We start from the raw sequence: 12,232 nt of genomic DNA, 5'->3' as shown, positions 1-12,232 counted from the left end.
ACTCCGGCGACCGCTCAGAACGGGACGTCGGGCCCGAGCCTGCGGACGTCGCGGATGTAGGGCTCGAGTTCGCCCATCTCGAACCGGGTCATCCCGATCACGTGCCAGAACTGGCCGCCGACGTCGCCTTCGAACTTGTACCGGCCGTCGGGGGCCAGCGCGGCCCAGCCTTCGGGCAGCCCGAGCAGCGCCACCTTCGCCTCGGGCCGGTCGCCGCCGACGGACCAGAGCCGGGCCGTGCCGTCGTCGCCGCCACTGGCCAGCAGGTCCCCGGCCGCGCTGAAGGCCAGCGACCAGACCGCGCGCGTGTGACCGATCAGGGTGTGCAGGTGGGTCCCGGACTCCGGGTCCCACAGGCGGATCGCGAGGTCGTCGCCCGCGGTGGCCAGCAGGTCCCCCGCCGGCGAGAAGGCCGACGCCCACAGGCGGCCGAGGTGGCGGGTCAGCACGTGCCGGGTCCGGCCGGTCGCGACCTCCCACACCCGCGCCGTCGAGTCCCACGAGGAGCTGACGAGCAGCCCGTCGCCGAAGGACACCGAGTAGACCCGGTCGGTGTGCCCGTCCAGCGTCCGGACGAGCTTGCCCGTCGACGCGCTCCACAGCCGGACCTTCGAGTCGTCGCACCCGGTCGCGATCAGCGTCCCGTCGCCGTTGAACGCGATCGAACGCACCCGGCCGCGGTGCTCGGCCAGCGTGTGCAGCATCCGCCCGGTCGTGCGGTGCCACAGCCGGACCGTGTCGTCGTCGTTCGCCGTGGCCAGCTCGTCGCCGGACGGGCTGAACGCGACCGCCCAGATCGGCGCGGACTCGACCGCGATGTGCCGCTCGTACCGGCCGGTTTCGAGGTTGCGCAGGTTCAGCCTGCCGTCGTTGGTCACGGTCGCCAGCCGGGCCGCGGCCGGGCTGAAGATGGCGGACTCCACGGTGAACAGGCGGTCTTCCGAGCCGAACAGCCGCTGCAGCTGCTTGCCCGTCACGGGGTCCCACAGCCGCGCGACGCCGTCGTTGCCGCTGGTCGCGAGCATCGAGCCGGTCGCGTCGAAGCGCACCTTCGTGACCTGCCGCCCGTGGCCGGACAGCGTGTGGCGGCACAGGCCGCTCGCCGGATCCCAGAGCCGGGTGGTGAACTGGTCGTCGCTGACGGCGAGCTGGGCGCCGTCGGGGCGGAACGCGAAGGGCCACACCGACCCGGTGTGGCTGGTCAGCTTGCGGTGGATCTCGCCGGTCGCGGTCTCCCACAGGAGCACCAGGCCGGCGCTGTCGCCGGTGGCCACCAGCCGGCCCGACGGGCTGAACTCGACCCAGTAGATCGCGGCGCGGTGCCGCGTCAGCGGGAAGCGCAGCTTCCGCGTCGCGAGGTCCCAGATCCGCACGTTGCCGTCGGTGTCGCCGGTCGCCAGCAGCCGTTCGTGCGGGTGGAACGCGAGCGTGTAGACCCCGCCGGTGTGCCCGGGCAGATCGGCGATCCGGTGCCCGGTCGCCGGGTCCCACAGCCGGACGGCCCCGCCCTGGCCGCCGGTGGCGAGCAGGTCCCCGGACGGGCTGAAGGCGACCCGGTACACCGAGCCCATCGCGCCCGTCAGCTCACCGAGCGACGCGCCGCTCGCGCTGTCCCACAGCCGGACGCTGCCGTCGCGGTACGCGGCCGCGAGCAGCTGCCCGTGGAAGGCGGCGCTGAACACGAAGCCGAGGCCGCTGGGCAAGGCGTGGCGGAGGTCGCCGGTCTCCAGGTCCCACAGCCGCAGCACCCCGTCGGCGTCGCCGGTCACCAGCTCGGCACCGCCGGGGCCGATCACCAGCGGCCACGGCCATTCGTGGTGGCCCTCCAGGGTCCGCAGCCGACTGCCGGTCGCCGGGTCCCAGACGCGGACCCGCCCGTCGGCCGACCCGGTGACCAGGAAATCCTCGCCGTAGGTCACCGCGAACACCCGGTCGCGGTGACCCTGGAGCGTGCGCAGCGGCAGCCCGGTCGCGCTGTCGCAGATCAGCACGCCGCCGTCGTCGCTGCCGATCGCCAGCGTGGCGCCGTCCGGGCTGTAGTCGACGACCTGGGGAAGCCGGCCGAGCTCGGCGTGGAAGCCGTGCCGGACCCCGATCGAGGCGGGCGCGAGCTCGGTGTCGACGGGCTGGCCGGGAGCGATCGCGGCGCCGCGCAGCTCGGGCGCGTCCCGCAGGTCGGGGACGCCGGTCGCGGCGATGAGCGCGGCCCGGCGCCACCGGCTGCCGGTCAGCTTCACCCCGGTGAGGTCGGCGCGCGACAACCTGGCGCGGCTGAGGTCCGCGCCACGCAGGTCCGCACCCTCGAGCCGGGCCTCGTCGAGCCGGGCCGCCACCAGCCGGGTGTCGCGCAGCACCGCACGGCTGAGGTTGGTGCCGACCAGGCGGGCGCCGGTGAGGTCGGCGCCGGTGAGGTCGACCTCCTCGAATTCCCGGTACGAGAGGTCCTCACCGGTCAGGGACGCGCCGCGCAGGTCCGCGGTGGCGGGCGTCCGCAGCCGGGTGCTCACCTTGATCGCGTTCGTCCGTTCCACGTCGCCGGCGTCGGGGTCGTGGAGCACCTGGTCGGCCCAGGCCTGGCAGGCCTTCGCTTCGGCGATGTCGCAGAGGAAGTCGACGGTCGGCTGGGAAAGCTGGCGCTGCGCCAGCTCCGGCGGCGCCGCCGAGCCGCCGTAGAACCGCCCGGCGATCGCGTTGGCGACCAGCCACTCCACGACGGAGCTGTGGATGAAGCCGAACAGGCCTTCCTCGGTGCGCACGAGCAGGCTGCCGGACCCCATCGCGTGCGCGGTCTGGTGGCGGGACAGACGCCCGCCGGCCAGGCCCGCGAGCGTGTCGGCGACCTCGGTGAGCTCCGCCAGCGGCACGTAGGACTCGCCGGACTCCCACAGCCGCAGGGCGAGCGTGGTCACCGCCAGCCAGAGGTCGTCGACCCCGAGCCCGCCCGGCGCACCCGGGCCGCCGCTCGCCCGGGCGGCTTCGTGGCCGAGCCAGAACTGCAGGATCTCGCGGTACAGCGCGGCCGGGCTGAGGGTGTGCTGGGCGCGCACGGCGGCCCGGACGCGATCCTCGTCCAGGTCGGCGATGAAGCTCAGCATGCGCGGGTTCTTCGACAGGCCCAGCAGGTCCTGGACGCCGCTGATCAGCGACAGCCGGGCGTCGGCCCGCCGCTCGTCGCCGCCGTAGCGGTTGACCAGGTACGACCGGATCTGGGCCGGGGTGAAGTCTTCGACGCCGAGGATCCGCCGGTGCGGCATCAGCCCCACCCGCTCGCCGAGCGCGGTGAACACCTGGGCGTGGGACTTGAAGTGCTGGGTCCGGCTGGCGACGATGATCTTCGCCTTGTCCTGCGCGGCGTGCAGCAGTGTCTCGAGGTGGTCGGCCGCCCGGTCGTAGGCGACCCGGGTGACCAGCTCGTCGAAGCCGTCGAACAGCAGCACGATCCGGCCTTCGCGCAGCATGTAGTGGAACGCCTTGAGGTCGATCAGCTCTTCGCCGTGGTTCGCCAGGTGGGCCGCGACCAGCCCGTCGACGGAGTGCGCCTTGTCGAGTTCGCGCAGCTCGATGAGGATCGGGATGAGGCCGGGCGCCCGCTCGGTCAGCCGCCTGGTCACCTCCCGCAGCACGAACGTCTTGCCGCGGCCGAAGTCGCCGAGCACCAGCACGAACCTCGCGTGGTCCCCGGTGACCAGGTGCACGACCTCCTCGGCCAGGTCGTCGCGGATCTGCTGCTGGTTGCGGTCGAGCTCGCGGAACCGTTGCGGCACGTACAGGTCGAACGGGTAGCGGCGGTCGGCGTGCAGCCGGACGGTCTGTTTCGCGAGGTAGCCGTCGAGGTCGAGCAGGCCCTGGAACTCGGTGAAGCTGCGCAGGCGGACGCCCCGGCGCGCGGCTTCCTCGCGCAGCGCCTGCGGCGGGGGCGCGCCCTGGTACACCAGTTCCGACCCGTGGCCGGGCTCGTGCGCGAGGAAGTCCTCGACGACCTCACGGGTCAGCTCGCCGACGTGGACGCCGACCCGCCACTGCGGGGTGAAGCCCTCCTCCTGCCGGGTCACCAGCAGGTGGGGCGGCTTCGCCTCGACGCGGCGGATCTTCGCGCCCTCGTGCCGCGTGGCGCAGACCTCCGCGACGCGGTCGAGCAGGCGGCTGTGCGGATCGCTCGCCCGCAGCGGCTCCTCCTCGGGGAGCTCCGCCGGCGGCTCGGCCAGCTCCGAGAACCCCGCGGCCTGCGCGGTGAAGGTGCCGCCGACCGCGTGCCACTGGCGCGGGACCAGGTTGTCCTCGCCGAGACGTTCGTCGTAGGCCGAGAAGCGCCGAAGCCCCTCCGCGGTCACCTGGACGATTTCGTCGCGGCCCGCGGCGGTGGCCGACACCGCGAGCAGGCCGGAATCCAGGAAGTCGACCGGTGCGCGCGCCGGGCCCGGCCCGTGCAGCAGGAAGTTCAGGTGCGGGCCGAGCAGGCCGTCGAGCTGCCCGGCGTCGCGCAGCAGCACGGGATCGGGACCGGCGAGCCTGCCACCGGGCGTCGGGTCGTGCCTGAGCACCCCCATCCGCAGCCAGCCCGACTCCTCGAAGGGCCGCATGCGTTCGGCGAACCACGCGGCCTGCGCTTCGCCGATCCACCCGTAGTCGTCCTCGGGGCGGTGGCTCATCGCGATCGTCGAGTTCATCGCCGCGACGGCCACCCGCAGTTCCGGCACCGCGAAAAGGGTCCACGGCTGCGCGACGTCGAAAACCGGCCCGTCGAGCCCCTGGTAAAGCTCCGCGAACAGCTCGGCGTAGTGCTCGAGCTTGGGGAAGAACGGTTCTTGGGGAACGCGATCGCGCGATTCGCAGTGCGCGAAGTACGACAGGCAGGCGGCCTTGGACACGTCCCGTGCGCCCGGCACGATGACCATCCGGTGCGGTTCGAGCCCCAGCAGCACCCGCAGCCCGGTCAGGAAGCTCAGCGCCTCGTCCACCTGGCGGGGCCGGGCCGATTCCGTCAGGTCGCCGCTGACCACGATCAGGTCCGGCTCCGGGACCCCGGCGTCGGTGAGCCTGCTGACGTTGGCGCGGATCCTGGCCTGCAGGTCCCGGGCGCCGATCGGCTCGCCGGCCGCGACGGTGCCCCGGCCGAACCGGGGGCCGGGCACGTGCAGCACGGTCACCCCGTCCGGCCGCGGCCGCGCGGCGGCTCCGGCCGGCGGGTACGTCGGCTCGGCCACCGGTGCCCGCCGGGTGCGAGCCGGCTCGCGGTTCACCGTCGGCTCCGGCTCCCGGTGGTGCAGCACCTCCCCCGGGCCGAGCCGGTGCGCGGGGAAGCCGGGCTCGGTCACCGGCTTGGCCCGGCCCGCGAGCAGGTGGCGCAGCTGGCCGAGCAGGGCCGCCCGCGCCGCGGCGGCGTCGTCGATGTCGAGCAGGTCCAGGTAGGTGATCGTGCCGAGCAGCCCGTCGAGCGGGCAGTCCTCGATCCGGACCGTGACGAGCTTCCCCGGATCGGTGCGCAGCGCCGCCTGCCATTCCATCGTTCCGTAACGCGATTTCAGGTAGTTGCGCGACAAAACCGCGACAACCACCGCGGCATCCCTGATCCCGCGATCCATGAAGTCGATGAAATTGGTGCCCGGCACGAAATCCCAGGCCTGGATCAGCGTGCGGTGTCCCGCCGCCTCCAGTTGCCAGGCAATCCAGGACGCCCAGCGCTCGTCGGCAGGCGAATAACTGAGAAAGAAATCTATCGGTGAGTCCTCGTTCATTCGCCCGCCTCGCCACGTCATAGAAGCAAGTATTCCGCCTGGCGGTGACGTTGTGCTGAGCCATTCGGGTCACGGGAAATGACCACCTGCCAACTGCGCCCGGGGCACCCGGCAGGATGTCCCTATGACTCGGCTGCGTTCCCTCCTGGCCAAACCGGGTGCACTCGACTGGATCCGGATCGGCCTGCTGGCGGCGGGCGTGCTGTGCGTGCTCACCGGTCTGCTCCCGGTGGCCGAGGCCAAGGCCAGCATGAGCCGGATCGCCCCGCTGCTGCTGTTCCTCGGCAGCGTGATCGTGCTGGCGACGCTGGCCAGGCACGCGCAGGTCTTCGACGCGATCGCGGCCCGCCTCGCGCTCATCGGCCAGGGCAACTACCTGGCCCTGTTCCTGCTCTGCGTGGCGTTCGCGACGGCGACCACCGTCGTGCTCAACCTCGACACGACCGCCGTCCTGCTCACCCCGGTCTTCCTGGCGCTGGCGCCGAAAGCCAAGATCGCCCCGCTGCCGCTGGCCATGACCACCCTCTGGCTGGCCAACACCGCCAGCCTGCTGCTGCCGGTCTCCAACCTCACGAACCTGCTGGCGGCGGACCGGGTCGCGCTCGCCGCGCCCGCGTTCGCCGCCCGGATGTGGGCGCCCCAGCTGGCCTCGGTCGCCGCCACGATGGTGTTCCTGTGGGTGTGCTACTGGCGGCGGGGCAAGCGCGGCGGCGATCGGTACCTGCCCCCGCCCCCGGTCGAACTGGACGGGGTCCGCAGCCGGGTGCTCTTCTGGGTCGCCGGCGCGGCCTGCCTGCTGTTCATCCTGGCCATCCCGTTCATCCGGGACGAAATCGGCTACGCGGCCGCGGTCGCGGCGGCCATCGTCGTCATCGCGTTCGCCGTGCTGGACCGGGCGAAACTGCGGCCGAGCCTGATCCCGTGGCAGCTGCTGGTGTTCGTCACCGGCCTGTTCCTCGTCGTGCCCACCCTGAGCCGGTACGGGCTGTCGGAGATCATGACCGCGCTCATCGGCGCCGACGGCGGCGGGCTCGGCGAGTTCCGGGCCGGCGCCGCGGGTGCGGCACTGTCCAATGTCGTCAACAACCTCCCGGCGTACACGGCGGGCGAAGCCGTGGTGCCACCGGGGAACGGCGACCAGCTGCTCGCGCTCCTGGTCGGGACCAACGTGGGACCGATCGTGACGCCTTGGGCGTCACTGGCGACTTTGCTGTGCCTCGAGTCGTGCCGCCTGCACGAACTGCGGGTCCCGATGGGCCGTTTCGTACGCAACGGCGCCGGTCTGGCCGTCGTGGCCCTGGTCGTGAGCATCGCCGCGCTCCTGCTCACCCGGTAGGCCGGTCACGGTGACCCGCCCGGCGACCCGGACCAGTTCGAGCAGCCCGGGAATGGCCCGCGGGTGCCCGGCCACGAAGCTGCGGTCGTGGGCGAGGCCGATGCGCTCGTCGAACGGAGCGCCGTCGAAGCCGTGCACGACGAGGCCGGCTTCCCGCGCGATCAGGCTCCCGGCGGGCAGGTCGACGGCCTCGGCCCGGTAGCCGACGAACCCGTCGATGTCGCCGCGGGCCAGCAGCACCCAGGCCAGCAGCGGGGCCCACAGCCGCAGCACCCGGCGGGCGCTGGACTCCAGCACCACCCGCAGCCCGCGCGCGACGACGTCGTCCCGGCGGACTTCGTAGCCCTGCGCCCAGGCGAGCACCGGGCCGTGGGCCGGCGTCCGGTACGGCGCCCGCTTCAGCGTGCCCGCCGGTCCCCACGTGCCCCGGCCGCGGATCGCCGACCAGCTCTGCCCCCGCACCGGGTCGTGCACGACGCCGAGCACCGGCGTGCCCGCCTGGCACAGGGCGATGCCGACGACGTAGTCGCTCAGGCCGATGGCGACGTTGTTCGTGCCGTCCAGCGGATCCACCAGCCAGGCCCACGAGTCGTCGCCCGCGTCGAGCAGGCCCGCTTCCTCCGCGATGATCCGGTGCCGGGGGAAGGCGGCCCGGATGTGCCGCACGATCAGGGCTTCCGCGGCGAGGTCGAGATCCGTCACGACGTCGCCGGTCGTGCTCTTGGTGCGGACCCCGAGCGTCCCCTTCGCCCCGGCGAACAGCAACGCGCCCGCCTCTTCCACCGCCCGCAGCGCGACGGCACGGGCGTGGTCGAGATCGACCGGCGTGCTCAGGGCCTTCCTCGCTCGCATAGGTCCTCCCGGGGACGCGGTTCCGGAATTCGGCCGAGCCGCTCGACGACCATCGCGGCGACGAGCGCCGTCTCCTCGCGGTCGCAGAGCTGCCGGGTCGTGCGGTGCGTGACGGTGTCCACCGCGCCGACCGACAGGTCGACCGCCCCCGGACGGCCGCTCCCCAGCGCGACCGTGGCCACTTCGCCCTCCGCCACGGTCTCGTGGAACACCCCGGCGGGGAGCGTGTAGACGTCGCCCTGCCGGTACAGCTCGCTCGATCGGCGTTCGCGGCGCACGAGGCTGGACGTCCGCCGGATCTCGTCACCGCGCTCGTCGCTGCCGATTTCGCAGACGCGGTGCGTCGGCTCGTCCGGCGCGTCGGTCACCGAGACGAGCTCGTTGCGCAAGGTCCCGTAGAGGACGTAGCTGACCAGGTCCCAGCTGTGCGCGTGCGTCGAGGAGGTCGTCGGGCGCGCGTGGGTCAGGCTTTCGCTCCAGACGTGCAGGCAGATGCCCCGCTCACCGGCACGTTCCAGCGGCAGGCACAGGAACCCGAGCGGGTGCCGGACCGCCCGGAGGCCACCCCGGCCGTGGGCGACCGCGGCGAGCACGCCTGCGGTCCAGCGCGGGACCACGTTCCCGGCCTCGCCGTCCATGAGTGCGCGGTAGATCGTCTCGTACATGCGGCCTCACCAATACGGATTCTTGGGCCGCAGTGCCCGGCGCACGAGGTCGGTGACGTCACGATCGGTGAACGAGCCCGGCAGGTCCAGTTCCAGCAGGGCGAACAGCTTGCGCGCCTCCTCCACCGTCGGCTCGTCCGACAGCCGGAGCTCCTTGGCGCGCGCGATGTCGACCTGCCGGGTCTGCTCGAAGCTCGCCGCCAGCTCCCTGCTGTACGCGCGGTAGTGCGGCCGGCCCTTCTCGAACAGGATCGCGGGCGCGGACGGGTCCTCCTGCGTCATGATCACCCACACCGAGGAAAGGTCCCAGCGGAACGTCGTCATCACCTTCGAAAGGCCCACTTCGACCTTGAGGAAGGTGAACCGCTGCCGGTACCAGCACGCGGCCAGGATCGTCGCGAACGATTCCTTGCGGGTGCGGTCCAGCGTCCACGTCTCGCCGGTCCGATCCGGCCCCGGCGTCAGGGACGACCGGTATTGGGCGTACTCGTTGCACAGCGATTCGTCGGTGGGGTCGATGATCTCGATCTGCATGCGCAGCGGGCGTTTCGCGCGGCGGGCGCTTTCCACGCATTCCTTCATCGTCACCGCACGCAGGTAGGTGCCGGTGCCGCCCTTGAACATCCACTGCTCGGTCTCGTGGTGGGCTTCGGCGTGCACCCGGCCGACTTCGGGACCGTTGACCAGCCGCACCGCGGACAGGTCGGCCAGCGCGGTGGCCGCCGTTTTCCGGTCGCGCAGCAACGTCGCCGCCAGCAACGCGAGGGTCAGCAGAATTGCCGCGTTGATCTCGCCGGTTCCGAGCACGTCGAGCACCCCGAGCAGCCCGACCGTCGCCGCGATCAACAGCGCGAAAAAGCCGTCCGCGTTTTTCTTGAGCCACCCCGCGAACCGTCCCATTATCGGGAGGGTACTCATCGAATCGGCCCGGCGGACCCCCTGACGGCCGCCTTTCACTCAGGCGGCGGCGGGGTGTGGATCCGTCTCCGCCGCCGCACCGAACCGCTCCGGTGGCCGATCGAGGGGAATCCGAAGGCGGCCGGGCACGCCGAGCGGACCCTCGAGCTGCCCGGCTACAACGGCGCGCTGTCCCGAAGCGGCGCGATCGTCGCGCCGGCCACCGGCGGGCAGGTGAGCAGCCGGTGCTCACCTGCCCGGGTGTCGACCACGGACGCCAGCAGCCGCACCGCCTCGCGGCCCACAGCGCGCCGCGGCACCTTGAAGCCGCTCACCTCCGGGCCGGCGGTCCCGGACGGCGGGCGGCCCAGCACCGCGAGGGAAAGGTCGCCGGGTATCTCCACGCCGGCCACTCGGCAGGCCCGCTGCACCGGGGCGAACAGCGCCTCCTCGACGACCAGCGCGGTCACCCCTTCGGCGAGCCAGCCGCGGATCGCCGTCGCGAGGCCGGTGCCGTCGGTGCGGACCACCGAGCCGGGCTCGGCGCCGACGCCGCGCTCGTGCTCGCGCGCCGCCGGGGTGTCCGCCGGCTCGCGCAGGTAGCGGATCCGCCGGTGCCCCGCCTGCCGCAGCCGGGTGCACACCTCGGCCGCGGCGGACGCGTGGTCGGCGTCGACGCAGGGCACCCGGCGGCCCAGGTCCGCACAGTGTCCGATGTGGACGATCGGGAACCCGGCGGCGAGCAGTTCCGGTGGGACGGGGCCGCCGAAGAACAGGCAGCCGTCGGCGAGCCGGGCGCGGCGGACGAGCGCGGGGCCGGCCGCCGCGAACATGATGAGGTCCTTGCCGAGCGCGGCCGCCTCCGCCGCGATGCCGGCCAGGATCGCCTGGTGCGCTTCGAAGGCCGGTGAGGCGGCGCAGATCCCGAAGAGGTCGTGGCACGCCGGCCGCTTCGCCAGCGGATCGGCGTACCCGAGCCGCCGGGCGGCTTCCAGCACCCGCAGCCGCGTCGCCTCCGCCAGCCGGACCCCGGTGCGGTTGCCGCCGAGCACCACCGACACCGTCGCCTGGGAAACCCCCGCCACGCGCGCGATGTCGGCCTGCCGCACCCTGCCCATCGCCGCACCTCGCTCGCCGGTCGCCGGGGTCAGCTGATCGATTCAGATTGCTGGCCCGCTTCGGTGTGCGTCAACGGTTTTGCCCGAAACTCCAGCGGATCCGTCCCCGGCGTCCTGATCGGCGCCGCGCCGGGTGGCAGGATGCGGCCATGCGCTCCTTGCCCCTCGACGGCGTCACCGTCGTGTCGTGCGAACAGGCGGTCGCCGCGCCGCTGGCCACCCGGCACCTGGCCGACCTCGGGGCCCGGGTGCTCAAGATCGAGCGGCCGGGCACCGGCGACTTCGCCCGCGGCTACGACGAAACCGTGCACGGCCTTTCCAGCCACTTCGTGTGGCTGAACCGGTCGAAGGAGAGCGTCACGCTCGACCTCAAGAGCGACGCGGCGGCCGGCGTGCTGGCCGCGCTGCTGGACCGCGCCGACGTGTTCGTGCAGAACTTCGCGCCCGGCGTCGCCGAGCGGCTCGGGCTGGGCGCGGCCGCGGTGCGCGCCACGCGGCCGCGGCTGATCACGTGCTCGGTGTCGGGGTACGGTTCGACCGGGCCCTATCGCGACGCGAAGGCCTACGACCTGCTCATCCAGTCCGAAGCGGGGCTGGTGTCGGTCACCGGCTCCGCGGCGGAGCCGGCCAAGAGCGGCATCCCGGCCGCGGACATCGGCGCCGGGATGTACGCCTTCTCCGGCATCCTGTCCGCGCTGTACGACCGCGAGCGCACGGGGCAGGGCACCGAACTCGAGGTCAGCCTGTTCGACTCGCTGGTCGAATGGATGGGCTTCCCGCTGTACTACGCCGGCTACGGCGGGACGCCGCCACCGCGGACGGGCACCAGCCACGCCGCGATCGCACCGTACGGCACGTTCGCCGCGGGCGACGGGACCGAGGTGGTGCTGGCGGTGCAGAACGACCGCGAGTGGGCGGCGTTCTGCGAGCACGTGACCGCGCGCCCGGAGTGGGTCACCGACGCCCGGTTCGCCACGGGCAGCGCGCGGGTCGCCCACCGGGCGGAGCTGGAAGCCGAGATCGACGCGATCCTGGCCGAGCTGACCGGCGCCGAGCTCGAGGGCCGGTTGACGGCAGGCCGCATCGCGCACGCGCGTCGCCGCGACCTGCCGGAGGTCTTGGCGCACCCCCAGCTCACCGCGCGTGACCGCTTCACGGACGTCGAGACGCCCGCCGGGACGATCCGGGCGACGCTGCCCCCGATCGCGATGACCGGCCGGGCGCCGCGGATGGACCCGGTCCCGGCCTTGGGCGAGCACACGGACGCGGTGCTGACGGAGTTCGGCTTCGACGCGGCGGCCCTTCGCCGCCAAGGAGCGGTGTAGCCCGGTTCGCGACGGACACCGAATGCCCCGCCGCCCAGGACCCGGCGGGTAAGGGCTCCCGGCGCCGGAGGTGCGTGATCACCCGATGCGGACGGCGAACCCTCAGGACGAACGTGGGCTCCACGACGAAAGGAGCCACCGTGCGAGGCGACTGGATCCACGACTGGGTACGGGTGGAGATGGAGTACCGGGCCGGGCGGCCCCCGGCACCGGTGGTGCGCGAGCGGCCGGCTTCGCACCCGTGGAAGGCGCTGTGGGCCGGGTTGTTCCCGCCTCGCCGCGTCGAGGTGCGCCACCCGTGACG

At 73.1% G+C, this 12,232-nt stretch carries 7 protein-coding genes and 1 pseudogene; 3 read left to right on the top strand and 5 right to left on the bottom strand.

Annotated elements, in window-relative coordinates; genetic code table 11:
• Positions 1 to 14 precede the first annotated feature (14 nt).
• Entirely contained in the window at positions 15 to 5,735 is a 5,721-nt protein-coding gene (locus tag ACWEGE_RS00980) for a WD40 domain-containing protein (protein ID WP_449658395.1), read from the bottom strand.
• A 124-nt stretch (positions 5,736 to 5,859) separates the two neighbouring features.
• On the opposite strand from ACWEGE_RS00980, the gene ACWEGE_RS00975 reads away from it, so the two are divergent.
• Complete coding sequence (locus ACWEGE_RS00975; RefSeq protein WP_449658394.1) at positions 5,860 to 7,071, top strand: SLC13 family permease; 1,212 nt, start codon at positions 5,860 to 5,862, stop codon at positions 7,069 to 7,071.
• A 117-nt stretch (positions 7,072 to 7,188) separates the two neighbouring features.
• Here ACWEGE_RS00975 and ACWEGE_RS00970 read toward each other — a convergent pair.
• From ACWEGE_RS00970 to ACWEGE_RS00955, 4 genes and pseudogenes are all read right to left on the bottom strand, one after another.
• Positions 7,189 to 7,923, bottom strand: a pseudogene (locus ACWEGE_RS00970) (inositol monophosphatase family protein); the annotation flags it as partial.
• Positions 7,902 to 8,588: a hypothetical protein gene (locus ACWEGE_RS00965; protein WP_449658393.1), complete on the bottom strand. Its 687-nt coding sequence runs from the start codon at positions 8,586 to 8,588 to the stop codon at positions 7,902 to 7,904. The gene ACWEGE_RS00965 and the pseudogene ACWEGE_RS00970, both read right to left, overlap by 22 nt.
• 6 nt (positions 8,589 to 8,594) lie before the next feature.
• A complete protein-coding gene (locus ACWEGE_RS00960; protein ID WP_449658392.1) occupies positions 8,595 to 9,488 on the bottom strand; it encodes a hypothetical protein in 894 nt (297 codons plus the stop codon).
• A gap of 173 nt (positions 9,489 to 9,661) precedes the next feature.
• Positions 9,662 to 10,603, bottom strand: coding sequence for a substrate-binding domain-containing protein (locus tag ACWEGE_RS00955; RefSeq protein ID WP_449658391.1), 942 nt, complete (start codon positions 10,601 to 10,603; stop codon positions 9,662 to 9,664).
• A gap of 149 nt (positions 10,604 to 10,752) precedes the next feature.
• Between ACWEGE_RS00955 and ACWEGE_RS00950 the strand changes: the two genes are divergently transcribed.
• Both ACWEGE_RS00950 and ACWEGE_RS00945 read left to right on the top strand, forming a co-directional pair.
• Positions 10,753 to 11,928: a CaiB/BaiF CoA transferase family protein gene (locus tag ACWEGE_RS00950; RefSeq protein WP_449658390.1), complete on the top strand. Its 1,176-nt coding sequence runs from the start codon at positions 10,753 to 10,755 to the stop codon at positions 11,926 to 11,928.
• Positions 11,929 to 12,068: 140 nt separating this feature from the next.
• On the top strand, positions 12,069 to 12,230 hold the full coding sequence (locus tag ACWEGE_RS00945; RefSeq protein WP_449658389.1) for a hypothetical protein: 162 nt from the start codon (positions 12,069 to 12,071) through the stop codon (positions 12,228 to 12,230).
• Positions 12,231 to 12,232: the final 2 nt, after the last annotated feature.

It is taken from the genome of Amycolatopsis sp. NPDC004747 (genome assembly GCF_053601335.1).
This window is presented reverse-complemented; position numbering and strand designations above follow the sequence as displayed.